This is a genomic window from Streptomyces rhizosphaerihabitans (genome assembly GCF_025399795.1).
Taxonomy (GTDB): Bacteria; Actinomycetota; Actinomycetes; order Streptomycetales; family Streptomycetaceae; genus Streptomyces; species Streptomyces rhizosphaerihabitans.
Window position 1 is genome coordinate 151734 of sequence record NZ_JAODTZ010000008.1, and the last position, 25114, is coordinate 176847.

Here is a 25114-nt window from a genome sequence, read left to right on the forward strand (position 1 = left end):
GGTCAGTCGTCGCTGGGGACGACGGTCGCCACGCCCGGCATGCCGACGGCGAGGTGATCGATCTGGGTCTCGCTCAGCGCGCCCTGGAAGACCCAGACGTCGGAGAGCGAACCGGGGAAGTACTGACCGGACGTGGTCCCGGTCGTGTCACGGCCGAGCTGCAAGGTCTTCGCGGCCTTGTAGGTCAGTACGTCGTCGTCCCACGAGACGGTGTCGGTGCACTTCGGGTCGTCCTGCACCCCGTCGCCGTCCGTGTCGTCGCAGGCGGTCTCCTGGAGCTCGCCGTTGACGTAGAGACTGATCTCCTTGGAGAAACCGTCGTAGACGAGCGCCACGTGGTTCCAGTCGGTGGGGCTGTAGAACATGCCGTTGCCGATGTCGGCGACAGCGGCGGAGTCGCTGTCGGAGCTGGCCGTGGCGATCCGCCAGCGGCCCGGATCGGTGGCCGGGGTGGCGCTCGGTTCGTAGCGCACCGCGAACGCGCTCTTCTTGGATCCGGGAACGCTCAGGACGGTGACCGGACTCGTCGGAGTGGCGGCCGTCTGCACGTAGGCGCTGACGGTGAAGCTGGCACTGGTGTCGACCGGTACCACGGAGGCCGCGGCGTAGTCGTCCGTGCCGTCGAGGGTGACGGCGCCGTCGACCCAGCCGGAGCCCGTCTGGGCACCGTTGTAGAGGGTCATGGCGTTACCGGAGGACGAGGCGTCGGGCGAGGTCAGCGGGGTGCCACCGGCCGTCTCGAACTTCCAGCGGCCCTTGACCACCGCGCGCTGCTTGAACAATTGCTGCACCTCGCCGGCGGACACCGGACGGTCGAACAGCCGCACGTCGTCGATCTGGCCGGGGAAGAACGAGGTGGGCACGCCCTGGAACGCGCTGGCGCCGATCTGCACCGCGCCGCCGGCGTACCAGGTGGGGGGCAGGGCGGTGGTGCCGGCCAGGGTGCCGTTGACGTACAGCGAGAGCTTGTCGGCCTCGGTGTCCTGCACGCCCACCAGATGGGTCCACTCGCCGCCGTACGCGGTGGTGCCGTCCGGCTGCATGGCCCTGACCAGCGTGGAGTCGGCGGTGTCGGCGCTGTGCTGGTTGAACACCCAGCGGTCGTAGGAGTTGGAGTAGTACAGCTCCGGCCCCGTCACCACACCGCCGATCTGCGAGGCGACGGTCGCGGCGTGGGTCGGTTTGGTCTTCGGCAGCTTCACCCAGGCCGAGACGGCGAAGCTGTACGAGGTGTTGATGTGAGGGCCGCTGGTGACGGCGTAGTCGTCGGTCCCGTCCAGGGTCAGCGCGTTGCCGTCCACACCGGCCGCGCCCAGGGTGGCACCGCCCTTGAGGACCGCCGGGTTCACATCGGCCCGGCCGCTCAGCGCGGTGACGTCGGCGGCGTCGTCCATGTGGAAGACCGCACGGGCCGGACGGCCCGCGCCGATCGAGTTGGAGCTGTACAGGTTCGACACCTCGGTCGCCGACAGCGGCTTCTCGAAGGTCTTCACCTCGTCGATGGCACCGGGGAAGAAGTTCGCCGGCGCGCCGTTGGGGAAGCCTGAGCCGATCAGCATGCCGCGCCGCGCGTTCCAGGCCGTGCTGTAGGCCGTGGTCCCGGCCAGCGCGCCGTTGACGTACAGCTTCAGCTGCTGGTCACCGGCGGCGTAGACGCCCACCAGATGGGTCCACTCCCCGGCCTTGACCCCGCCCGCGGCGGCCTGCATGGCCCGCACGGGAGTGGCGTCGGTGCTGTCGGAGGTGTACTGGTTGAAGACCCAGCGGTCGTACGCCTTGGAGTAGTACATCTCGAAGCCCGGCGCGTTGTTGCCCCGCTGGGAGGCCACCACGGCCGCACCGGACGGCATCGCGGACAGCTTCACCCACGCCGACACCGAGAAACTGATGTCGGTGTTGATGGTGGCGATGTCGGTGGCGGCGTAGTCGTCGACACCGTCGAACTGCACGGCCTTGCCGATCTTGCCCTCCACGTTCGGCGTCGGGCCGCCGTACAGGGTCGCGGTCTGCTCGGGCGCACTGCCCGCCGCTTGAGTGGCGCCGGCCGCCTCGTCCATGGACCAGTCGGCTCGCTCGCGCTGCCCCGCCTTGACCCGGAACTGGTAGGTGCGGATCTCGGAGCCGTTGCCGGCGGCGTCGAAGGAGCGGGCCGTGAAGGTGTTGAGGCCCGGCTTCACCGGCAGCAGGGGGACGGTCTTGGCCGCGCCGCCCGAGGTGGTGACCGTGTTGGTGGAGACCGGGTCGCCGTTGATCCCGTACCAGTACTTGGTCACGTCGGAGACGGCACCGGTGATCACGAAGTCGCCGTACTGACCCACTCCGTCGTACCAGGGGTCGTCGGGGTCGTCGGGGTTCGAGGCCGGGTAGATGGCGGAGGAGATGGCCGGTGCCTTCGGCACGCTGGTGTCGTACACGAAGTAGCAGGCCGTCGGGTCACCTGTGTACGACCACGGCGAATACTGGGCGCCGTCGTAGGAATGGACGAACCAGTTCACCGACTTGTTGGTGGGGATGGAGGACGGCAGGCTGATCGCGAAGCGCGAGCCGGACTGCTTCGCGGTCGTCAGACCGGACTTCCAGTGGGGGACGGTGCCCTTGCCGTCACCGCTGTCCCAGCTCGCCTGGAACTCCACGGAGACGGAGTCGCCGTCGGGGTCGGTGACGTCGTTCGCGTAGATCTTGCCCAGCGTCCGCACCCGAGCGGCGCTGGAGGGGCTCTTGCACGATCCGCCGTACTCCATGGTCAGCTGCGACATCTTGACCTGCGGCGGCGGACGGTTGTACTGCACGCGCAGATAGGCGTCGTCCGAGAACCGCTTCCAGCCGTACCCGTCGGACTCGCTCGACGCCTTCATCCCGAAGGTCATCGTCGACCACTTCTTGTCCGCCGCCTGCTGCAGCGCGGACTTCACGTCGAACTCCGCGTCCTTCGCGGCACAGCCGGTGTATCCGTAGGCGAAGGACGCCGTCCTGAGGTGATCGATCCAGAACCCGTCCGCGTTCTGCGAGTTCCAGGTCGTCGACGAGGAGATGTCCTTGGTGCGCCACAGCTCCACACCGCGGTCCGCGCAGGACGCGGACCAGGTGTTGCGGACCACGAACTCCGCCTGCAGCACGGTACGGCCGGCGAACTTGGAGGTCGGAATGCGGTAGAAGAGCCGCTTGGTGTCGTACGGCGCGCAGTACGACCAGTCGCAGTACCCCAGACCCTCGTCCGAGTCGCCGTTGAACTTCCACTGCGGCGACGACGCCCAGTACTTGGAGGCCATCGTCCAGGCCGAGGCCTTCGGGGAGTACCACTGGGGGTCGATGAACACGGGGTAGACCGTGTTCTTGCCCGTGAGCACGGTTCGGTCCGGCGTCAGCACCAGCGCGTTCTGCGCGGCGGGAACGTCCACTCCGACCGGCGCCACGTTCGCGGACTCCGCGGCCACGGCCTCGGAGGCGTCCGACCCGTCCTCGGAAGCGGTGGGGCCGGCGGTGGCGGTAGAGCCGGCGCCGGTACGGGCAGCCGCGGCCACCGAGCGTTGTGAGGTGCTCGGCGACGGTGTTCCGGCAAGCCCGGTGGCGGACTTGGACTGGGTCGCGGTGCCGGGCGCCTGGGTGCTGGAGTCCCACATGACGGGGCGGGGGGCCTCGAAGACCGCGCTCCCGGCACCCTGGTCGATCGCCGCCAGGCCGCCGTCACCGGTCTTCTCGACCTGCATGCCTTCGGCGTCCAGCTTCAGGCGTAATTGGCTCAGTTCCGTGCTCGCCGCGGCGTCGGCCGACTTGACCACCAGGAGCTGGGAGAAGCCGTCCTGCTGCGCCGTCATCCGCAGGTCGACGCCGGGCAGCACGTCCGGATAGGTGACGGTGTTCCCCGTCAGCTCCGGGGAGGGCAGGTCCTTGGGCCAGGACAGTGCCAGTTCACGGCCGTTCTTCGTCATCCGTACCAGGGGGGCCGAACCCCCGCCGGAGAAGGTCAGACCGACGGTCGTGGCCTTGGGAACCACCGTTCCGTTCGCGCCGCGGGTCAAAGTGGTGTCGATGTCCCGCCACTGGCCGTCCACCCGGGTCCGCACCGGCCGCAGATGCTCGCGGGCTTCCAAGTGCCCCGCAGGGGTGGCGTACACCTCGCTGCTTTCACCGCGCAACGAGGTGATCTCCACCGACTTGCCCGTGCGAGCCGCCTCGGCCAGTGCCTTGGTGTCCTCGCCGCCTCCGTCGTCCTCAGCGGCCGCGGCCGCCCCGCCCGTTTCAGCGGTCCCGACGGCCTTGACGGCATCGACGGCTGAGGTGTCGGCTTTCTCGTCGGCCACTGCCATGGCGCTGTTGGACGCGCTCGCCGCCAGTACTAAGGCAGCGGAGAGCACAACGCCGGCTGTGCGCAGCCGGCGTCTCCCCCCGTACGTATTCATATGAATTACTCCCCCACCAAGCCGCATTGGGCCGGCACTGGACACGTTTGATCAAGCGATCAGGTCGCAACATACGGGCGCCCCCATCCGTTAACCAGAGATCCATGGACGGATAAAGCCCGCAAGATCCACCAACCAAGCGAAACCGGGAAGTGAAACACTTCACGTTTGCTTTACGAATTCACCATGGTTCGGCAGGGGTGTCCCAATTGTCATGTACGCCTCGTGTTGACCTCGAAAGCCTCGCTCAGTACCAGGTGGGGGCAGGTGAGCGGGAGGCCGGAGGGCCAAGAAGATCCTGCGGGGCGTAGTTCGTCGACCGGGGATCCGAAGGTGCGCGCCTCGGGCACAGGGAGGGCGGTGGCTGCCTCGGCACGGAAATGCGTGAGCTTGCCGGGATACCGGTCGCTCATGGTCTTCGAGAGGGCGACGGTCGCACACTTCAACCGTCAGGATCTGCTGGATCGACGCCCCGGACCTTCATCGATCCGGGGCGTCGCCGCATCCTTCCCGGCGGGAGCCGGGGGTGCACGCGGCAAGAGTGCTCGTCACGGAAGCCGAACGCGGCGTGCCAGTTTCCGGCCCCATGCCTGGCCCGGCGCTTCGATACAACGATAGGTCAGCACGCACAGGGGCAGCAGTACGACGTAGAACGCCACTTCGTACTTGAGATTGTCCCGTGGCCACCGGCCGATCGTGCCGTCGGTGACCGCCAGCAGCATCGGATGCACCAGGTAGACCGAATAGCTGATCGTTCCCAGTCCGGTCAGCCAGCGCGGTATCCGTCGGTGGCGCACCGCCAGTCCGACACCGAAGGTGAGCACGGCCAGCAGGAACGCCACGATCCAGCCACGCCGTGTGAAATGGGACCCGTCGCCGTTCCAGTACGCACTCCCCACGGCACAGGCGACCACCACGACGGCTGTGAACGCCACGTTGCGCCAGGTGCTCTGACCGTGTTCGGCTCGATAGACGGCGGTACCGAGGAACATCACGGCGAGGATGACCAAGCCCTCCCACATGGGAACCGTGCCGTTGAACAGGACCAGGACGAGCGCCAGCACTCCGCCCAGCACGCCCCCGAACACGCGAAGCGCGGGTGGCCCGGCGCTGGCACAGAGGATGGAGACCACCATGGTGATCGAGGCGAGCGCGATCAGGTCGCCGGTGCCGACCGTGCCGGAGAGCGCGGAGACTGCCGGCGTGATCCCTGCCGTCACGCTCACGGCGGCGAGCACGGCCAGAGTGATGGCGACCGCTGCCGACCGCCGGTGAAGACGGACCGTGAAAAGAGCGACGACCAGGAGGTAGAAGGACATCTCGTACGAGAGCGTCCACAGGACAAGCAGGATATTGGGCGTACCCAGCAGTTCTTGGAGCAAGGTGACATGGGCGACCACCACTGAGGCGACGCTCTGCTGGCCGAAGTCGCGAATCTCCGCGATGCCCATCAGGTTGAGGGTGAGGACCGCGGCCACGGTGGCTGCCCACAGCGGGTACATACGGAATGCGCGTCCGATCCAGAAGGTCCGGACGCAGCCCCGGCGCTCGAGCGACGCGGGGATGATGTAGCCGCTCACGAGGAAAAACACCATGATGCCGTACCGGCTGGTGTTGAACTCCGGCATCAACTCCCGCCGGAACTCCGCCATGAAGGCGTACGACGAGTGGTCGAACACCACGACGAGTGCCGCGATGCCGCGCAACGCGTCCAGCCAGCCCATCCGCGACGGCCCGGCCGACGCGCCGGATACGGGTCTTCGTGGCGGCGCGGAGGGCAGCTCCTCCAGCGGCGGAGGTACGGGGGGTGGGGGTTGCATATTGGTGATCACGTAGCGTTCCTCGCCGATGTTCAGCCGTGTGCCGATCAATTGTCGGTTCGCCTCGGGTCCATGAGTACGGGCCTGTGGACAACCGACCGGATGTGGATATGGCCGTCCCTCGGTAGCCCGTACCTGAGGGTGACCCCTACGGGCCCGTACGACTGGAGGCTGACGCGGATCCACCTCCGTGGGCTGACGACCGCTATGGTGTGCGCCACTACCTTCGAATCGTGACTGTGATCGCGACCGAAAGCCTGAGCAAGCGGTACCCCCGGGTGACCGCGCTTGACCGGCTCTCCGTGGACGTCGGGCCCGGTGTGACCGGACTCGTCGGAGCCAACGGAGCCGGCAAGTCCACACTGATCAAGATCCTGCTGGGTCTGTCCCCCGCCACCGAGGGGAGCGCACGCGTGCTCGGCCTCGACGTCGCCACCGAAGGCGGCGCCATCCGCGAGCGCGTCGGGTACATGCCCGAGCACGACTGCCTGCCGCCCGACGTCTCGGCCACCGAGTTCGTCGTCCATATGGCGCGGATGTCCGGGCTGCCGCCGGCCGCCGCCCGCGAGCGCACCGCGGACACCCTGCGCCACGTCGGACTGTACGAGGAGCGCTACCGACCCATCGGCGGCTACTCGACGGGCATGAAGCAGCGCGTCAAACTCGCGCAGGCCCTCGTCCACGATCCCCAGCTGGTCTTCCTGGACGAACCGACCAACGGCCTGGACCCGGTCGGCCGCGACGACATGCTCGGACTGATCCGCCGCATCCACACGGACTTCGGCATCTCGGTCCTGGTCACCTCGCACCTCCTGGGCGAACTGGAGCGCACCTGCGACCACGTCGTGGTCGTCGACGGCGGCAAGCTGCTGCGCTCCAGCTCCACCACGGACTTCACCAAGACCACCACGACCCTCGCCATCGAGGTCACCGACACCGACGAGCACCTGGACGGCACGAGCGCGGTGCGCGAGGTGCTCCACGCGCGCGGGATCGAGACCCACGACGGCAGCGGGCTGCCGGGCGCCGGACACATCCTGCTGCTGACCACCGAGGGCGAGGACACCTACGACCTCGTCCGCGACGTGGTCGCCGACCTCGGTCTGGGGCTGGTCCGCATGGAGCAGCGCAGGCACCACATCGCCGAGGTCTTCGCCGACAGCGACGAGCAGCGGGCGAAGGACGAGCGAGCGGCGAGCGGCGATCCGCGGACCGGCGACGACCAGCGGAAGGAGGCGGTCGGCCATGGCAGTTGAGCACCCCCTCACCCAGCCGGGTGAGCAGACCCGTATCCACAACATCGGCTACCGCAACTACGACGGCGCGCGTCTGGGCCGCGCCTATGCCCGCCGCTCCCTCTACTCGCAGTCCCTGCGCGGCGCCTACGGACTCGGCCGCTCGGTCAAGTCCAAGGTCCTGCCGATGCTGCTCTTCGTGGTGATGTGCGTTCCCGCGCTGATCATGGTGGCCGTCGCGGTCGCCACCAAGGCGAAGGACCTCCCCGTCGACTACACGCGCTACGCGGTGATCATGCAGGCGGTCATCGGCCTGTACGTCGCCTCGCAGGGCCCCCAGGCGGTCTCCCGCGACCTGCGCTTCAAGACCGTGCCGCTGTACTTCTCACGCCCCATAGAGACCGGCGACTACGTGCGCGCCAAGTACGCGGCGCTGGCCTCGGCGCTGTTCATCCTGACGGCCGCCCCGCTGATCGTGCTCTACGTGGGCGCACTGCTGGCCAAGCTCGACTTCTCCGACCAGAGCAAGGGCTTCGGGCAGGGGCTGCTCTCCGTGGCACTGCTGTCGCTCCTCTTCGCCGGCATCGGCCTGGTCATCTCGGCGATCACCCCGCGCCGCGGCTTCGGCATCGCGGCCGTCATCGCCGCCCTGACCATCTCCTACGGAGCGGTCTCCACCGTCCAGGCCATCGCCTTCGAGCGCTCCAGCAGCGGAGCCGTTCCCTGGCTCGGGCTCTTCTCGCCGATCACGCTCATCGACGGAGTGCAGACGGCCTTCCTCGGCGCCTCCTCCGCGTTCCCCGGCGAGGTGGGCCCCTCGTCCGGACAGGGCGTCGTCTACCTCGTCGTCGTCCTGGGTCTCATCGCGGGCTGCTACGGCCTCCTGATGCGCCGCTACCGAAAGGTCGGGCTGTGACCACGCTCAACATCGACCATGTCTCGCGCTGGTTCGGCAACGTGGTGGCGGTCAACGACATCACGATGACGATCGGCCCCGGCGTCACCGGCCTGCTCGGCCCGAACGGCGCCGGGAAGTCCACCCTCATCAACATGATGGGCGGCTTCCTCGCCCCCTCGACGGGCACCGTCACCCTCGACGGCAGGCCGACATGGCGCAACGAGGACATCTACCGGCACATCGGCATCGTCCCCGAGCGCGAGGCGATGTACGACTTCCTCACCGGGCGCGAATTCGTCGTCGCCAACGCCGAGTTGCACGGCCTCGGCGCGAAGGCCGCCCACCGGGCCCTCGCCACGGTCGAGATGGAGTACGCGCAGGACCGCAAGATCTCCACGTACTCCAAGGGCATGCGGCAGCGCGTGAAGATGGCGTCCGCGCTGGTCCACGACCCGTCGCTGCTGCTGCTCGACGAGCCCTTCAACGGCATGGACCCGCGCCAGCGCATGCAGCTCATGGATCTGCTGCGCCGCATGGGCGACGAGGGCCGCACGGTGCTGTTCTCGTCCCACATCCTCGAAGAGGTGGAGCAACTCGCCGCCCACATCGAGGTGATCGTCGCCGGACGGCACGCGGCGAGCGGTGACTTCCGGCGCATCCGCCGTCTGATGACCGACCGCCCGCACCGCTACCTGGTCCGCTCCAGCGACGACCGGACGCTGGCCGCGGCGCTGATCGCCGACCCGTCGACGTCCGGCATCGAAGTCGACCTCGCCGAGGGCGCGTTGCGCATCCAGGCCGTCGACTTCGGCCGGTTCACCGTCCTCCTGCCGAAGGTCGCGCGTGAGCACGGCATCCGGCTGCTGACGGTGTCGCCGTCCGACGAGTCCCTGGAATCCGTCTTCTCGTATCTTGTCGCGGCGTAGGAGGCCGAAGATGTACGACCCCACAGTCGCCCGGCTCACCTATCGGGGCCTGCTCGGCCGCCGACGGGCACTCATCCTCGGCGTCCTGCCCGTCCTGCTCATCGTGCTCTCCCTGGCCGTCCGGAGCTTCTCCGGGGCCGACGACCAGGTGGCCTCGGACCTGCTCGGCGGGTTCGCGCTCGCCACCATGGTGCCGATCATCGGTGTCATCGCCGGCACGGGAGCGATCGGGCCCGAGATCGACGACGGCTCGGTGGTGTATCTGCTGGCCAAGCCTCTGAAGAGGCCCACGATCATCTTCACCAAGCTGATCGTCGCGATCGCCGTCACCATGGCCTTCTCGGCGGTGCCGACGTTCATCGCGGGCATGATCCTGAACGGCAACGGCCAGCAGATCGCCGTCGCCTACACCGTGGCAGCCCTGGTCGCCTCGATCGCCTATGCCGCGATGTTCCTGCTCCTCGGGACTGTGACCCGGCACGCGGTGGTCTTCGGGCTCGTCTACGCGCTCGTCTGGGAGGCCCTGTTCGGGTCCCTGGTGTCCGGCGCCCGCACGCTCAGCGTCCAGCAGTGGGCGCTCGCCGTGGGTCACAAGGTGACCGGCGGAGACCTCGTCACCTCGGACGTGAGCCTGCCGACCGCGACGGTCCTGCTGGTCGTGGTCACCGTCCTCGCCACCTGGTACGCGGGGCAGCGGCTGCGGTCGCTGAAGCTGGTCGGCGAGGAGTGAGCGAGGGCTCCCCGAGCGCGTGCCGACTGGTGGGCGGCACGCGCCCGGGGAGTCCCCTTTTTTCTTGACAGCGGCTTCATCCCTGTCCGGTCACACTGGGCGAACGGGGACGGACGGCCAGGAGGAACGGGGATGGCAACCGAGGAACCACGGGGTGACGGCCGCGAACAGGCCGGGACCGGGTCCGGGGACAGGTCGGGGGTCGGGTCGGGGGACGGGCTCGGGGAAACGGCAGGGGAACCGTGGGACGACCTCGTCCTCGACGAGAACTTCGTACGGTCCGCGGAGACGACCGAGCCGTCGGCCCGTGCGCGCATGCTCGCCGCCCGTTGGCGCGAGGGAGGCCCCGATCCGCAGCCCTGGCGCTCGGACGAGCCGCCCGCGGGGTGGTTCTTCAGCAAGGGGCGTCGGCGCAGGTGGCGCCGCAAGTGAGGCCGCACGGAGGCAGCTTTTAATCAGTGGCGCCCAAGTCGGCTTACGGGCACAGTGGTTGTGTCCACGCCGCCGCATCGAGCCGGCGCCACGTTCTGGGAGAGGAGCGCGACGATGTTCATCAGGAGCAGTTCGTCGAGCTCCCGGCAGGGCAGCCCACGGCGGGTTCCGGAGTAGTCACCTCCTCCGTCGAACCCGCTCCGCAGGGGGAGTTGCCCGGGGCGGCCGCTTCGAGCGCGCATCACGCGCGGGCCGCCCACCCGGAGGATTGGCCGAGTGGAAAGGCACCGGCTTGCTAAGCCGTGGTCGGGGGTGAAACCCCGCGCGCGTTCGATCCGCGCATCCTCCGCAAGACGTTTCCCGCTGACCGCTGACCGCTGACCGCTGACCGCTGACCGCTGACCGCTGACCGCTGACCCAGCGGTCAGCTGAGCCAGTTGGTCCGCTGGCCCTGCGGTCCGCTGGACCAGCAGGTCCGTTGCGCCATCCATCCGCTGGATCAGCCGACCCGTTGAACCAGTCGCTCAGCGGCGGCTGTTGGTGCTGCGGCGCTGAGGTCCAGTCGCCCTGCGGTCTCGCCGCCCCGCCGACAGCGAGGACGAGGCGACCTGGCCCAGGCCTGTCGCTACAGCTGGGGCCGCGTCAGCAACCGCTCCAGTACCACCGCGATCCCGTCCTCCTCGTTCGAGGACGTCACCTCGTCCGCGATCGCCTTGAGGTCGTCGTGGGCGTTGGCCATGGCCACCCCGTGCTTCGCCCAGGCGAACATCGGGAGGTCGTTCGGCATGTCGCCGAAGGCGATCGTGTCGGCGGCCTTGACGCCGAGGCGCCGGGCCGCCAGGGACAGCCCGGTCGCCTTGGAGAGGCCGAGGGGGAGGAGTTCCACTATCCCCGCGCCCGCCATCGTGACGCCGACGAGTCCGCCCGCGACCTCCATGGCCACGGCCGCGAGCGCGTCGTCGGAGAGCGTCGGGTGCTGGACGTACACCTTGTTCAGAGGGGCCGACCAGAGGTCGGCGGCGTCCTTGAGCGGGATGACCGGGAGCGAGCCGTCCAGCCTGCGGTAGCCGGGGCCGACGAGCACCTCGCCGTCGAGTCCGTCGCGGCTCGCGGCCAGCAGCAGCGGGCCGAGCTCCGCCTCGATCTTGGCGAGCGCGAGACCGGCCAGCTGCCGGTCCAGCGTCACCGAGGTGAGCAGCCGGTGCTCCCCCGCGTCGTAGACCTGTGCGCCCTGACCGCAGACCGCGAGACCTCGGTAACCGAGGTCGTCGAGGATGTGCCGCGTCCAGGGCACCGCGCGCCCGGTGACGACGATGTGGGCCGCGCCGGCGGCGGTCACGGCGGCGAGCGCGTCACGCGTACGCGCCGAGACCGTCTCGTCGGAACGCAGCAGCGTCCCGTCGAGATCGGTCGCGACGAGTTTGTACGGAAAAGCCCCCGGCTCCGTGGCCCCGGACGATCCCGTCGACCCAGTGGTGCCGGTCACTTGGAGATCGGCTCCAGAACTTCACGGCCGCCCAGGTAGGGCCGCAGCACCTCGGGCACCCGCACCGAACCGTCGGCGAGCTGGTGGTTCTCCAGGATCGCGACGATGGTGCGCGGGACGGCGCACAGCGTGCCGTTCAGCGTGGCGAGCGGCTGGACCTTCTTGCCGTCGCGCATACGGACGGACAGGCGGCGGGCCTGGAAACCGTCACAGTTGGAGGCCGAGGTCAGCTCGCGGTACTTGCCCTGGGTCGGGATCCACGCCTCGCAGTCGAACTTGCGGGAGGCCGAGGAGCCCAGGTCGCCGCTCGCCACATCGATCACCTGGAAGGGCAGTTCGAGGCCGGTCAGCCACTGCTTCTCCCATTCGAGGAGCCGCTTGTGCTCGTTCTCGGCGTCCGCGGGGTCGACGTACGAGAACATCTCGACCTTGTCGAACTGGTGTACGCGGAAAATGCCGCGGGTGTCCTTGCCGTAGGTGCCGGCCTCGCGGCGGAAGCACGGCGAGAAACCGGCGTAGCGCATCGGCAGCTTGTCGGCGTCGAGGATCTCGTCCATGTGGTACGCCGCGAGGGGGACCTCGGAGGTGCCGACCAGGTAGTAGTCGTCCTTCTCCAGGTGGTACACGTTCTCCGCGGCCTGGCCGAGGAAGCCGGTGCCCTCCATGGCGCGCGGGCGGACCAGCGCCGGGGTCAGCATCGGAATGAAGCCGGCCTCGGTGGCCTGCGCGATCGCCGCGTTGACCAGGGCGAGCTCCAGGAGCGCGCCGACACCGGTCAGGTAGTAGAAGCGCGAGCCCGACACCTTGGCGCCGCGCTCGACGTCGATGGCGCCCAGCGCCTCGCCGAGTTCCAGGTGGTCCTTGGGCTCGAAGCCCTCGGCGGCGAAGTCGCGGATGGTGCCGTGCGTCTCCAGGACGACGAAGTCCTCCTCGCCGCCGACCGGGACGTCGGGGTGCACCAGGTTGCCGAGCTGGAGGAGGAGCCGCTTGGTCTCCTCGTCCGCCTCGTTCTGTTCGGCTTCGGCGGCCTTGACGTCGGTCTTGAGCTGCTCGGCTGTCTTCAGCAGCTCGGCGCGCTCGTCCGGGGAGGCCTTGGGGATCAGTTTGCCGAGCGACTTCTGCTCGGAACGCAGCTCGTCGAAGCGGACGCCGGACGACCTGCGCCGCTCGTCGGCGGAGAGGAGGGAGTCGACGAGCGCGACATCCTCTCCACGGGCGCGCTGGGAGGCGCGAACACGGTCGGGGTCCTCACGGAGCAGGCGAAGGTCAATCACCCCTCAAGGCTACCGGTGCGGGCTTCCGGCCAACGACCCGATATTCCAGAGCGTTAGGGCTGTCACGGTATGAGTGAAATGCCGGACCGAATCTCTTGATCACCGAACGACGTCAATGAAACAGGGCCCTACTCCCCGAAACGGGGCAGACGGCTCTTCGCCGGTTGACTGGATTTCCTTGTGGGGGGCGGGACTTGCGAGCCAGGTTGTCCACAGGGATCGGCCCTCTCGGGCAGTTATCCACAGGCTGTGTGGAAGATCTGTGGATGCCGGAATTGATCGTTCCGATCACCCTTCGCCGACTGAGGAATTCCCGGTTCAAACCCTCCGTACACCCACTTTCGGGTGTAAATGATTCCCTCCATAGGGTTGATCAATGGAAAAGGGTGGACGAAGGGTGCCGTACGGGGGTGTGGAAGGACTTGGGCCAAGTAGCCGATTTGTCGATGATGTAGTGCTTCGTTGTCGACTTGTCCCCAGGTCGAGAAGCGCACCTGTGGATAACCTCTGTGGATGACGAAAATCAGCAGGTAGGACCGTGGGGAAACGTTCGGACGGGTGTGGATCCGCCGCTCAGAACCGGCCGTCCGCGCAGCGTGCCAGCCAGTCCGACGCGGCGGAGAACGCGTTGTCCGACGTCCCGGGCCGCAGCGGCCGCACGTCCTCCAGGGCGACACCGGCCCGCGGATAGGAACCGAGGAAGCGCACCTGGGGGCAGATCCGCTTGAGGCCCATCAGCGCCTCGCCCACCCGGCGGTCGGTGATGTGTCCCTCGGCGTCCACCGAGAAGCAGTAATTGCCGATGCCCTGGCCGGTGGGGCGGGACTCGATCCGCATGAGGTTGACGCCGCGCACGGCGAATTCCTGAAGCAGTTCGAGCAGTGCGCCGGGGTGGTCGTCGCCGAGCCAGATGACCACGGACGTCTTGTCGGCGCCGGTCGGCGCGGCGGGCCGGGCCGGGCGGCCGACCAGCACGAAGCGGGTCTCCGCGTTCGCCGCGTCGTGGATCTCCGTAACCAGCGGTTCGAGGCCGTACGTCGCCGCCGCGAACTCGCCCGCGAAGGCCGCGTCGAAACGGCCCTCCTGGACCAGCCTGGCGCCGTCCGCGTTCGAGGCCGCCGACTCCCACAGGGCGTCCGGCAGATGCGCGGCCAGCCAGTTGCGGACCTGGGGCTGGGCGACCGGGTGTCCGGTGACCGTCTTGACGTCCTTCAACGTCGTGCCGGGCCTGACCAGCAGAGCGAAGGCGATCGGCAGCACGACCTCGCGGTAGATCATCAGCTGGTCGCCCTTGGCGAGTTCGTCGAGGGTGGCGGTGACACCGCCCTCGACGGAGTTCTCGATCGGGACGAGCGCGCCCGCGGCCTGGCCGCCGCGCACCGCGTCGAGCGCGGCCGGAACGGACACCATGGGCACCAGTTCCCGCGTCGCGGCCTCGGGAAGCGTGCGGAGGGCGGCCTCGGTGAACGTACCCTCGGGGCCGAGATAGGTGTAGCGCGTCGCCGACATACCGTCACCTTAATGGGCCTCGCAGGGAAGCGGCTCACGCCTGCGGAGCCCGCCACCGGCCCGGGTACGGAGCCCGCCGCCGGCCCGGGTACGGAGCCCGCCGCCGAGCCGGCTGCGGAGCCCCGGTACCGAGTCCGCCGTGGAGCTCGCCACCGAATCGGCTCCGGAACCCCGTACCGAGCCCGGCGTGGAGCCCGGCGTGGAGCCCGGCACGGAGCCCGGCACGGAGCCCCCGTACCGAGCCCCCATGGAGACCCCTCCATGGAGCGCTGTACCGAGCCCAGTGCAGGGCGTACTGATCACCCCTCCAGCAACCGCTGGCCCACGTACTCCCCCTCCGCCGCGCCGCCCGGCACCGCGAAGAGCCCGCTCGACTCATGGCGGATGAACGTCGAGAGCGCGTCGCCGCGGTCGAGTTTGCGCTGGACGGGGACGAAGCCGCGCACCGGATCGGCCTGCCAGCACACGAAGAGCAGGCCGGCATCGGGTGTCCCGTCGGTGCCGATGCCGTCGTGGAAGGAGAACGGTCGGCGCAGCATCGCGGCGCCGCCGTTCTGGTCGGGCCGGGTGATGCGGGCGTGCGCGTTGACGGGCACGACCGGGTTGCCGTCGGCGTCGGTCTTGTCCAGGTCCATCGCGGTGGTCTCGGTGCCGCCGCTGAGCGGCGACCCGGTGGACTTCTTCCGCCCGATGACGTCCTCCTGGGCCTTGCCCGAGAGCTTCTCCCAGTCGTCGAGAAGCATCCGGATGCGGCGCACGACGGCGTACGAGCCGTTCGCCATCCATTCCGGGTCGCCGGAGGCGGGGACGAAGATGCGCCCGTCGAAGTCGGGCTCGGACGGCTTCGGATTGCGGGTGCCGTCGATCTGTCCCATCAGGTTGCGCGCGGTCATCGGTTCGGCGGTGACGCCCGGCGAGCGGTTGAAACCGTTCATCTGCCAGCGCACCCGCGCCGCGCTGCCCGCGTCCTTCTGGATCGCGCGCAGGGCGTGGAAGGCGACGAGGGCGTCGTTCGCGCCGATCTGCACCCACAGGTCGCCGTCGCTGCGCGCCTTGTCGAGGTGGTCGGAGGAGAAGTCGGGCAACGGGTCCAGGGCCACCGGGCGCCGCTTCTCCAGACCCGTACGAGCGAAGAAGCTGTGTCCGAAGCCGAAGGTGACGGTGAGGGACGACGGGCCGGCGTCACGCGCGACGTCCGTGTCCTCGTGGGCCGCGGCCTCGCCCGCCATCAGCCGCTCGGCCGTCACCGACCAGCGGCGCAGCAGCGCGGCGGCCTCCCTGCGGCCCGCGCCCGCCGCCAGGTCGAAGGCGACGAGGTGGCCGCGCGCCTGGAGCGCGGTGGTGATGCCGGGCTGATGTTTCCCGTGAAACATTGCCATGTCCGCGCCGACCGAGGTCAACGGGATGGTCTTCTCCGGTGAAGGCGCCGCCGCGTAGCCCACGGCCGCCCCCGCCGCTCCGAGGGCGAGCCCGGTGGCGCCGGCGGTGCCGAGCAGCCGACGCCGTGACATGACCCCGGTCGGTGAGTCGTTCGACGACGCGATGCCGGGGGACACCTCGGGGGAGGGTGCCTTCCGGGCGGAGGGGGAGGAGGTCCCGGGGGTGGAATGGTCAGCCATGGTCAGGTTCAGCCGATCTGCGCGTTCTTGATCACGGTGGCCTGGTCGATGTCGGAGGTGCGCACGGTCACCGCGATCTTCCAGTCGCCCGCCATGGGGATCTGTACTCCGTTCGCCGCCCAGTGTCCGGTGGCGACCCGGTCGGGGGTCACGGGCAACGGGCCGACATCCTTCGCCGCGAGCGTGAAGGCGACCTTCACCTCGGGGACGTCGAAGGCCTTGCCGTTCGGGCGAACCACGAAGACGTGCATCTCGTTGCCGCCGACACGGGCCGGGTCGAGGGTGACCTCCACCGTGCCCTTGCCGTCCTCGCCGCCCGTGTCGAACGGGATCTTCAGGGACAGCGGCCCGGAGCGCTGCGAGGCGGACGCGGTGGCCTGCCGGGCCGCCTCCGCCGTACGCCCCGGCTCGGTGGTCGTCAGCGCGGTGGTGACCGCGAGCAGGACGACCGCGACCCCGGCCTCGGCGAGTACCGAGCGGCGCAGGCCCGAGCGGTGCGGGTCGGCGTCGCGGACACGCTTCTCGCGGGTGGAGGCCACGGCGGCCTGCTGCCGGGCGAGCTGGGCGGCGCGCCGGGAGTCGGCGGGAACGGTGGCGGGCGTCCTCGGCGCGGAGCGCTGCTCCACGACGGCGGCGGCCTCGGGAGCCGTCTCCTCGGCCAGCTGGGCCGTCCAGCGCCGCGAGATCCACGCGATGCCCACGAGGAGGGCCACCAGGCCGACCTTGACGAGCAGCAGTTGTCCGTACGTCGTGTCGGTGAGCGCCGACCAGGAGCCGAGCTGCCGCCACGACTGGTAGATCCCGGTGGTGACCAGCACGAGGACGGCGCCGAACGCGAGGCGGGAGAACCGGCGTACGGCCGTGGCCTCGATCTGTGCTTGTGCCGGCGCCCGGAACAGGGCCACCACCAGCGTCGACAGACCGCCGAGCCAGACCGCGACGGCCAGCAGGTGCAGGACGTCGACGGGCATCGCGATGCCCGGCTGGACGCCGGTCGAGGCGTGCTCGGCCATGGCCCAGGTCGCGGCGAGGCCGGCCGCGACGACCGCGCCGCCGATGGCGAGTCCGAAGGTGAGGTCGTTCTTCTCCGCGGCCAGGTTGTCAGCGTCCGTGTCCGCGGCGTCCTCAGGACCGCCGTTCGCCGCCTCGGCCGGTTCACCGCGCGTCGCCTTCGCGGTGACCGTCTGCGCGGCAACCGCGTGGGTGCCGGCCGCCTTCGCGCCAACCGCCTTCGTGGCGACGGTCTTGGTGTCCGCCTCGCCGGCGGATTCCTTCGTGCCGGCGGTTTCCGGGCCGGCTGTCCGTGCCGCGGTGGTGTCCCCTGCCCGGGCCGTGGCCGCCGCCCGTTCGTCCTCGTCCCGTTTGGCGTACGCGCCGAAGAGCACCGCGATGAACAGCGCCGCCGCGGCGAGCAGCAGCAGCCGCGACACCAGAGCCGCGCCCGACTTGGTCTGCAGCACCTCGCCGAGCAGGGTCAGGTCGAAGATGTCGCCGACCTTGCCGGACCCCACGTACGAACCGCGCAGGAGCAGCAGTGCGAGCGTGGAGGCGGTCAGCGTGAGCCAGCCGGAGACCACGACCCGCTGGACCGGCCGGATGCCGGAGCCCCGCTGCCAGCAGCCCAGCACGAAGGCGGCGCCGCCGACGAGCAGGATGAATCCCGCGTACGAGAAGTAGCGCGCGGTTCCGTAGAGGACGCCCACCACGCCGCCGCCCGCCGCCTGGTCGGACAACGCGACGGAGGTCTGCGAGGGGGCGCCGACGGAGAAGGTGAAGGCACCGGAGACGGGATGGCTGTCCGCCGACACCACCTGGTAGGTGACGGTGTAGGTGCCGTCGGGCAGCCCCGGGCGCAGCTTCAGGCCGTAGGTGTCGCCGCCCAGGTCGCTCGCGCTCCCGGCGTCGACCCGCCCGCCCTTGGGGTCGAGCACCTGGAGCGATTTGTCGTTCAGCGAGACCTGTTCGGAGAAGGTGAGCGAGACCTGGGCGGGTGCCTTGTCGACCACCGATCCCTGCGTCGGGTTGCTCCCGGTCAGCGCGGCGTGCGCGGAGGCGGGCGCGGCGCCCGCCAGGAGCGCGCCGAAGACGGCGAGGAGCAGCAGCAGGAGGGTCCTGAAGCGGGGGGCGATGGTCAGTGTCACGGTGATGCCTCCCTCAGTGCCCGGTCTTCGGGTTGTACGTCGCGGATTTCACCGGCATGGAGATCCTGACCGTGCCGGACTTGGCGAAGTGCAGTTCCACGGACACCTTCTCGCCCTGTTCGGGCTTGTGGGTGAGCTTTGCGAACATGAGGTGGTTGCCGCCGCTCGCGAAGTCCAGGGTGCCCTCGGCGGGCACGGCGAATGATTCCTTCTCCCGCATGGTGCCGTCCTCGGTCGCGTGCATCGTGACCTCGTCCGAGAGGTCGCTGGTGACCGAGGTGAGCGTGTCGGCGCCGCCGGAGTCGGTGACGGTGAAGAAGCCCGCCGCCATCGTGTCCGTGCTCGGGGCGGGCATGTAGGCGCCGGTGACCTTGAGTTCGGGCCCGGCCGAGGACGACGACGAGGAGTCGTCGGAACCGCAGCCCGACAGTGTCCCCGAGGCGGCTATGACCAGTGCGCCGGCGGCGAGGAGTCCTGCGCGACGACTCGGACGGCGGCTCACGGGGTCTTCCCCTCGGCGATCTTGGGAAGGTCCTTGGTGTAGTCGTCGACGGTGGCGCCCTCGCCGTACAGCACATAGCCCGCGTCGGTCTTCGGCGAGAAGGCGATGACCTGGGTGCCGTGCACGGAGACGACCTTGCCGTTCTTGTCCTTCGTGGTCGGCTCGATGGTGATGCCCAGGGAGCGGGCGCCGGCCTGGATCGTGGCGAAGTCGCCGGTCAGGCCGATGAAGTCGGAGTCGATGCCCTTGAGCCACGTACCGAGCGCGGCGGGGGTGTCGCGGGCCGGGTCGGTGGTGACGAACACGACGCGCAGTTTGTCCTGCTCGGTCTTCGGCAGCTGCTTCTTCGCGACCGCGAGGTTGTTCATCGTCAGGGGGCAGACGTCGGGGCAGTGGGTGTAGCCGAAGTAGACGAGCGTCGGCCGGCCCTTGGTCCGCGCGCGCAGGTCGTACTTCTTGCCGGTCGTGTCGGTGAGCACGAGGTCCGGCTTCTCGAACGGGTTGTCGAGGACCGTCGCGGCCTTGCCGGAGCCCGCCTCGGCGGATACGTCGGCGACCGGCTTGTTGCTGTCGTCGCCACTGCCGCAGGCGGAGAGGGTCAGAGCGGCGGCGGCGAACAGGGCGGCCATCGCGTACGTCTTCTTGCGCATAGAAAAATGTCCCAGATGTGAGCGCTCCGGTGCGCACCGGGGGTCGAACGAGGCCGAAGGGCCAGGTCGGACGTGACCGGGGGCCGGTCCGAGCCGGGTCGGTCCTGTCCGAGCCGGGTCGGTCCGGGCCGGAGAGCCGCGTCCGCGACCCTCCGGTGCGCACCGGGAGCGGTTGTTTCTCAGTACCTCAGGTGGTTGCCGGCACCTCAGGCGGTCGTACGCCGCCGACCGGCCAGAACGCCGTACGCCACGCCCGCCAGGCCGACGGCGATGCCGACGACGCCGAGCACGCGCGCGGTGGTGTCGCCGCCGTCCGAGGAGGAGGCCGCCTCGGTGGTGTCCTTGGCGGTCTTCTCGGTGTCGGAGGCGTCCTCCGCGACGGCGGACCCGTGATGGCCTTCCTCGGTCGCGGCCGAGAGCGCGAGCACCGGAGCCGGGTTCTCGGGCTCCTCCGCACCCTCCTTCTGCGGCTCGATCCAGCGCACGACCTCCTTGTCGGAGTACGTCTGGACGGCCTTGAAGACGAGTTCGTCGGTGTCCTCGGGAAGCGCGCCGATGGAGAGCGGGAACTTCTGGAAGAAGCCCGGCTCGATGCCCTTGCCGGCGGCGGTCCAGGTGACCTTGGTGACGGCCTCGCCGATCTTCTCGCCGTGCGCGGTGACCGGCTTGTCCAGCTTGGACTTGGTGACCTTCACGGTCCAGCCGTCGAGCGGCTGCGGCATGACGGAGGCCAGCGGGTGGTCGGCCGGGAGGTTCACCTCGACCTGGGTGGTCGAGGCGTTGTCGCGCTCGTTGGGCACCTTGAAGTTCACGACGGCGTAGCCGCCCTTGGCGGCCGCACCCTCGGGCTGCACGCTGACGTGCGCGAACGCGGGGGCGGACAGGGCGAGAACGGCCGTGGCGGCGACGGTGCCGACGGCGGCGAGACGAGAAGCCTTCATGGAAGGGAACACTCCACTTTCAGTCCAGTGACAAAGGGGACGCGCGTGTGCGTCGGTGTCCCGCGGAAGGGGCGAAACGGCGCCCGGGGGGACCCGGCGGGCACGCGCGCGTGCGACACGACCGCGTCCCCTTCGAGAAGGTCCGTGAAGCCCGTGAGGCCCGTGGGGTCCGTGAGGTCGAGGACTCCGGGGGCTCGGGGAATTCAGTGGATTCCGTGAGCGGCGCGTCGTGTCAGGCGACGAGGACGAGTGCGGTGGAGAGGGGCGGCCCGCGGCGGACGACGGTGTGCTGAAGTGCGGTCGTCCGTGGGGCGGGAGGCGCGAGCAGCGCGGTGCGAGGCGTGCGCGCGACCTCGGGCGCCCCGGGAAGTCCCGTACGCAGGGCGCGTACGAGTGTCAGAGCGGCGCGCAAAGACCGTACGAGCGCCGCTTCGGTGACTCCCTGCGCCGAGAGCCGCATGAGACGCAGGAGCGCCAGGTCGCCGCGGCGCAGCACCCACCCGGCGGCGACGGCCGCGAGGACGTGGCCGAGCAGCATCGGCAGGGAGGGGAGCACCGGCATCGGGGCGCCCGCGGCGGCCGGTACGGCGTCCGCGGCATGGCGCATGGACGACGTCATGCCCGTCATGCCCGTCATACCCGTGTCGATCCGCGCGTCGGCGAGGATCTTCTGGGCCTGCACGGGACTGATCGCCGCCGCGGCGGTACCGCACACCAGGTGGGCGGCCCGCGCCACGAGCGAGGCGTCGGACATCGACATCCCCGAGGCCATCGAGCCCATGGACCCGGTGGCCGTCGTACCGGTCTGCAGGCCGAGTCCGAAGAGTGTGTGCAGCGTGGTCTGGCCGAACGCGAGGAGCGCCACGATGCCCGGCAGTGCGCGTTCGCGTCCCGCCAGCGCCGCGGCGACGGCGAAGACCGCCAGGAAGCCGGCGCCCAGCGTCCACAGGGGGACCGCGGCACAGGAGGCGATCCCGTGACCGGCCGCGGCCAGCACGACGCAGACCGCGGCGAACACCGCGGCCCTCAGGGTCCGGAGGCCTGCTCCGGAGCGCGCCGAACGCTGGTGGGGGGCAGTCATGGCGGGCTCATCATCGCACTGGGCGCCCGTGCCCCACTCGGCAGGTCCGATTGACGGCATGTGACCGGTCCGTCCGCAACGCGGCGTACCGCCGAAAGGCCGTCGTCATCCGCCGCCCTCCGCCGTTCGGCGTCAACTCGCGTGTGCATACACCGCCCCCTCATGTGAGCGCATCGGCCGTATGGGCGGCATCACGTCGTGTATGCGATTGCGCACGGGTGGTTGCGGCAATACGTAACGGTATGTCGAGCCGCGGCCGGGAGGCTGGAGCATGAGCATCTGGTGGTCACTCCATTTGCGGCGCGAGGCTGCGAGTGTTCCGCTCGCCAGACGCCTGTTGCTCGGCACGATGGAGAGCGCGGGTGTCGACCCGGACATCTCGTACGACCTCTCCGTCGCTCTCACCGAGGCCTGTGCCAACGCCGTCGAGCACGGCGGGGACACCGTACGGGGTGACTCTTGCGAGGCGTACCGCGTGACGGCCTATCTCGACGGTGATCAGTGCCGTATCGAAGTCGCCGACTCAGGGCCCGGGTTTCCCGCCGGGAACGCCCGCTCGCTGCTCCGCCAGGCCGGCGAGGACGCGGAGCACGGCAGGGGTCTGTGCCTGATCCGGGAGCTCGCCGACCACGTCCACATCGGCAACAAGCCGGGGCGCGGCGGTGCGGTGGTGAGCTTCGACAAGATCCTCAAGTGGAAGAAGGCCCCCTCGCTGCTGCCGGCTTGACGCGCCGAGCCGCGGCGACGTCCGGCCCCGCCGTCGGGGGAACCGCGGCCGTCGAGGGAACCCCGGCCGTCGGGCGAATCCCTCCGCTCCACGGCCGCGGCTCCGGCTTTCGAGGAACGCACAGGCCCGTCACAGCGTGCGCCCAGGTCCCTGAGGGCTGATGTGCCTAGTTTTTCATCGCACGCAGCCGGCTTCGTCTCCAGGTGCCTTCGCCGCCGGCGTCCTCACCAGAAGGGGTACGTGGATGAGCAGCCGCGAGGACGACGAGGCGCTGGCGCGGGCAGCCGTGGCCGCGCTGACCCGGCAGTTGGAGCTGGCACCCAAACCCGGACTGCCCGATCCGCGCGATCTCCGCGCTCGGGCCACCCGGCGGGATCTCTGCTCCCTGCGCTGGTCCGCCAAGGCGCTGACGCCCGGCCTCGCGGCCATGGCCGCCGCCGCCCGCCGTACCGGCGGTGCCACGCCCGAACTCCGGGCGGAGCTGGGCGCGATCGGCCGGTGCACCGAGCATTCGGTGGCCCTGACGGGCGGCGGTCACCGTGGCGCCCTGTGGGCTCTCGGGCTGCTGGTCGCGGCGGTGGCCCTTGACCCGCGGGCCACCGGGTCCGACGTCACCGCGACCGCCAGGCGGATAGCGGCGCACGCCGACCGACGGGCACCGCGGCGGCCCTCCCGCGGCTCGTCCGTCTCCGCGAAGTACGGCGCGGCCGGTGCGCGCGGTGAGGCGCGTGCCGGATTTCCGCACGTGCGAAGGGCGTTGGACGCGCTCGCCGGCGCCCGCTCGGCGGGCGTGCCCGAGCCGTCTGCCCGTCTCGACGCCCTCCTCACCGTCATGTCCACCCTCCAGGACACCGAGTTGCTGTACACCGCCGGTCCCCATGGCCTCCGCCATGTCCAGGCGGGCGCCCGGGGCGTGCTGGAAGCGGGAGGTACGTCCACGGAGGCGGGGCGGGCGGGCCTGTCCGCCCTCGACGACGATCTCCACGCGCGCGGGTGGAGCCCCCGGGGCAGCGGCGGCCTGCTCGCGGGCGCGCTGTTCGTGGACGCTCTGCCGGTCACGCGCCTCTGACGCGCCCGTCCAGGTCCACTCCGGCACCGGACCGGAAGCCGGAGTCCGCGCAGGGCCGCCCTCGTGATCACGCCGGAGTCCGGAGGCCGCCCCTCGACACACCGCCGGCCGGGCACCCTGGAGGGCATCCGGCCGGCAGTCTCGTATCAGCCCTCGCGGGAACTGCGTCAGCCCTTGAGGGACGCCATCCAGGCCTCGACCTCGTCCGAGCGGCGCGGCAGGCCGGCCGACAGGTTGAGGTTGCCGTCCTCGGTGACGAGGAGGTCGTCCTCGATACGGACGCCGATACCGCGGTACTCCTCGGGCACGGTCAGGTCGTCCGCCTGGAAGTACAGGCCCGGCTCGACGGTCAGGCACATGCCCGGCTCCAGCGTGCCCTCGACATACGTCTCGGTGCGCGCGGCGGCGCAGTCGTGGACGTCCATGCCGAGCATGTGGCCGGTGCCGTGCAGGGTCCAGCGACGCTGGAGGCCGAGCTCCAGGACACGCTCGACCGGCCCCTCGACGAGGCCCCACTCGACGAGCTTCTCGGCCAGCACGTGCTGTGCGGCGTCATGGAAGTCGCGGTACTTGGCGCCCGGCCGCACCGCCGCGATACCGGCCTCCTGGGCCTCGTACACGGCGTCGTAGATCTTCTTCTGGATCTCCGTGTACGTGCCGTTGACCGGGAGCGTGCGTGTGACGTCGGCGGTGTAGAGGGTGTGGGTCTCGACGCCCGCGTCCAGCAGCAGCAGGTCGCCGGAGCGGACCGGGCCGTCGTTGCGCACCCAGTGCAGCGTGCAGGCGTGCGGGCCGGAGGCGCAGATCGAGCCGTAGCCGATGTCGTTGCCCTCGACCCGCGCGCGCAGGAAGAAGGTTCCCTCGATGAAGCGCTCGCTGGTGGCCTCGGCCTTGTCGAGGACCTTCACGACGTCCTCGAAGCCGCGCACGGTGGAGTCGACGGCCTTCTGCAGCTCGCCGGCCTCGAACGCGTCCTTGACGAGCCGTGCCTCGGAGAGGAAGACGCGCAGTTCGTCGTCGTGCTCGCGGGTGACCTTGTCGGTCAGGGCGGCCTCGATCGCCGCGTCGTAGCCACGCACGACGCGGACCGGACCGGTGGCTTCCTTCAGCGCCGCCGGCAGTTCGCGGACGTCCGACGCGGGGATGCCGTAGAGCTGCTCGGCCTCGGCGAGGGAGTGGCGGCGGCCGACCCACAGCTCGCCCTGTCCGGACAGCCAGAACTCGCCGTTCTCGCGGTTGGAGCGGGGCAGCAGGTAGATCGTCGCCTTGTGGCCGTCGGCGGCGGGCTCCAGCACGAGGACGCCGTCCTCGGTCAGGTTGCCGGTGAGGTACGCGTACTCGACCGAGGCGCGGAAGGGGTACTCCGTGTCGTTCGAGCGGGTCTTCAGGTTGCCCGCCGGGATCACCAGGCGCTCGCCCGGGAAGCGCGCGGACAGCGCGGCTCGGCGGGCCGCGGTGTACTCGGCCTGCGCGATGGGCGTGAGCCCCCGCAGCTCGGTGTCGGCCCAGCCGGACTTCATGCTGTCGGCCAGCTCGTCGGACACGCCCGGGTACAGGCCGTTCTTGCGCTGCTTGATGGGCTCTTCCTCGCCCGCTTCGTCAGCGGCTTCGTCGAGCACGGCTTCCGGGGTCTCCGGGGTGAGCGCCTCCGACACGGTCTGCCTCCTTGATACG

Annotated in this window: 19 protein-coding genes and 1 tRNA gene; 8 read left to right on the plus strand and 12 right to left on the minus strand. The window is 70.0% G+C overall.

The window, feature by feature from the left end; translation table 11 throughout:
• Positions 1-2: 2 nt before the first annotated feature.
• Together N4G66_RS10775 and N4G66_RS10780 are read right to left on the minus strand one after the other, a co-directional pair.
• Positions 3-4307: a LamG-like jellyroll fold domain-containing protein gene (locus N4G66_RS10775; RefSeq protein WP_261703790.1), complete on the minus strand. Its 4305-nt coding sequence runs from the start codon at positions 4305-4307 to the stop codon at positions 3-5.
• Positions 4308-4948: 641 nt separating this feature from the next.
• Complete coding sequence (locus N4G66_RS10780; protein WP_261703877.1) at positions 4949-6124, minus strand: acyltransferase family protein; 1176 nt, start codon at positions 6122-6124, stop codon at positions 4949-4951.
• Positions 6125-6459: 335 nt separating this feature from the next.
• On the opposite strand from N4G66_RS10780, the gene N4G66_RS10785 reads away from it, so the two are divergent.
• The 6 genes from N4G66_RS10785 (at position 6460) to N4G66_RS10810 (ending at position 10790) form a co-directional block, all read left to right on the plus strand.
• The gene (locus tag N4G66_RS10785; RefSeq protein ID WP_261703878.1) at positions 6460-7476 is read left to right on the plus strand and encodes an ABC transporter ATP-binding protein; all 1017 of its coding nucleotides are present in this window, start codon (positions 6460-6462) and stop codon (positions 7474-7476) included.
• Positions 7466-8371 carry an ABC transporter permease subunit gene (locus tag N4G66_RS10790; protein ID WP_261703791.1) on the plus strand — a complete coding sequence of 302 codons (906 nt, stop codon included), beginning with the start codon at positions 7466-7468 and terminating at the stop codon, positions 8369-8371. The genes N4G66_RS10785 and N4G66_RS10790 overlap by 11 nt, the downstream gene beginning before the upstream one ends.
• Positions 8368-9279, plus strand: coding sequence for an ABC transporter ATP-binding protein (locus N4G66_RS10795; protein WP_261703792.1), 912 nt, complete (start codon positions 8368-8370; stop codon positions 9277-9279). Before N4G66_RS10790 ends, N4G66_RS10795 begins: the two co-directional genes overlap by 4 nt.
• A 10-nt stretch (positions 9280-9289) precedes the next feature.
• Positions 9290-10009, plus strand: a complete 720-nt coding sequence (locus N4G66_RS10800) for an ABC transporter permease (protein ID WP_261703793.1) — start codon at positions 9290-9292, stop codon at positions 10007-10009.
• A 132-nt stretch (positions 10010-10141) separates the two neighbouring features.
• A complete protein-coding gene (locus tag N4G66_RS10805; protein ID WP_261703794.1) occupies positions 10142-10441 on the plus strand; it encodes an SGM_3592 family protein in 300 nt (99 codons plus the stop codon).
• Between the two features lie 262 nt (positions 10442-10703).
• Positions 10704-10790: transfer RNA gene (locus N4G66_RS10810), tRNA-Ser, on the plus strand.
• Between the two features lie 276 nt (positions 10791-11066).
• Here N4G66_RS10810 and N4G66_RS10815 read toward each other — a convergent pair.
• From N4G66_RS10815 to N4G66_RS10855, 9 genes are all read right to left on the minus strand, one after another.
• On the minus strand, positions 11067-11927 hold the full coding sequence (locus N4G66_RS10815; RefSeq protein WP_261703795.1) for an HAD family hydrolase: 861 nt from the start codon (positions 11925-11927) through the stop codon (positions 11067-11069).
• Entirely contained in the window at positions 11924-13201 is a 1278-nt protein-coding gene (gene serS, locus N4G66_RS10820; RefSeq protein ID WP_261703796.1) for a serine--tRNA ligase, read from the minus strand. Before serS ends, N4G66_RS10815 begins: the two co-directional genes overlap by 4 nt.
• A 573-nt stretch (positions 13202-13774) precedes the next feature.
• Positions 13775-14710 carry a prephenate dehydratase gene (pheA, locus tag N4G66_RS10825; protein WP_261703797.1) on the minus strand — a complete coding sequence of 312 codons (936 nt, stop codon included), beginning with the start codon at positions 14708-14710 and terminating at the stop codon, positions 13775-13777.
• A 299-nt stretch (positions 14711-15009) separates the two neighbouring features.
• The gene (gene efeB, locus N4G66_RS10830; RefSeq protein ID WP_261703798.1) at positions 15010-16329 is read right to left on the minus strand and encodes an iron uptake transporter deferrochelatase/peroxidase subunit; all 1320 of its coding nucleotides are present in this window, start codon (positions 16327-16329) and stop codon (positions 15010-15012) included.
• A gap of 8 nt (positions 16330-16337) precedes the next feature.
• Positions 16338-18470 (minus strand): copper resistance CopC/CopD family protein, encoded by a 2133-nt coding sequence (locus tag N4G66_RS10835; RefSeq protein WP_261703799.1) that lies wholly within the window; start codon positions 18468-18470, stop codon positions 16338-16340.
• Between the two features lie 13 nt (positions 18471-18483).
• Positions 18484-18972, minus strand: coding sequence for a copper chaperone PCu(A)C (locus N4G66_RS10840; RefSeq protein ID WP_261703800.1), 489 nt, complete (start codon positions 18970-18972; stop codon positions 18484-18486).
• Entirely contained in the window at positions 18969-19622 is a 654-nt protein-coding gene (locus tag N4G66_RS10845; RefSeq protein WP_261703801.1) for an SCO family protein, read from the minus strand. The genes N4G66_RS10840 and N4G66_RS10845 overlap by 4 nt, the downstream gene beginning before the upstream one ends.
• Positions 19623-19828: 206 nt before the next feature.
• A complete protein-coding gene (locus N4G66_RS10850) occupies positions 19829-20563 on the minus strand; it encodes a YcnI family copper-binding membrane protein (RefSeq protein ID WP_261703802.1) in 735 nt (244 codons plus the stop codon).
• A gap of 232 nt (positions 20564-20795) precedes the next feature.
• Positions 20796-21644 (minus strand): hypothetical protein, encoded by an 849-nt coding sequence (locus tag N4G66_RS10855; RefSeq protein WP_261703803.1) that lies wholly within the window; start codon positions 21642-21644, stop codon positions 20796-20798.
• Between the two features lie 271 nt (positions 21645-21915).
• Here N4G66_RS10855 and N4G66_RS10860 point away from each other — a divergent pair, with 271 nt between their 5' ends.
• Both N4G66_RS10860 and N4G66_RS10865 read left to right on the plus strand, forming a co-directional pair.
• On the plus strand, positions 21916-22371 hold the full coding sequence (locus N4G66_RS10860) for an ATP-binding protein (protein WP_261703804.1): 456 nt from the start codon (positions 21916-21918) through the stop codon (positions 22369-22371).
• Positions 22372-22615: 244 nt separating this feature from the next.
• On the plus strand, positions 22616-23440 hold the full coding sequence (locus N4G66_RS10865) for a triphosphoribosyl-dephospho-CoA synthase (RefSeq protein WP_261703805.1): 825 nt from the start codon (positions 22616-22618) through the stop codon (positions 23438-23440).
• Between the two features lie 167 nt (positions 23441-23607).
• On the opposite strand, the gene N4G66_RS10870 is transcribed toward N4G66_RS10865, so the two are convergent.
• Complete coding sequence (locus N4G66_RS10870) at positions 23608-25095, minus strand: aminopeptidase P family protein (protein WP_391858791.1); 1488 nt, start codon at positions 25093-25095, stop codon at positions 23608-23610.
• Positions 25096-25114: the final 19 nt, after the last annotated feature.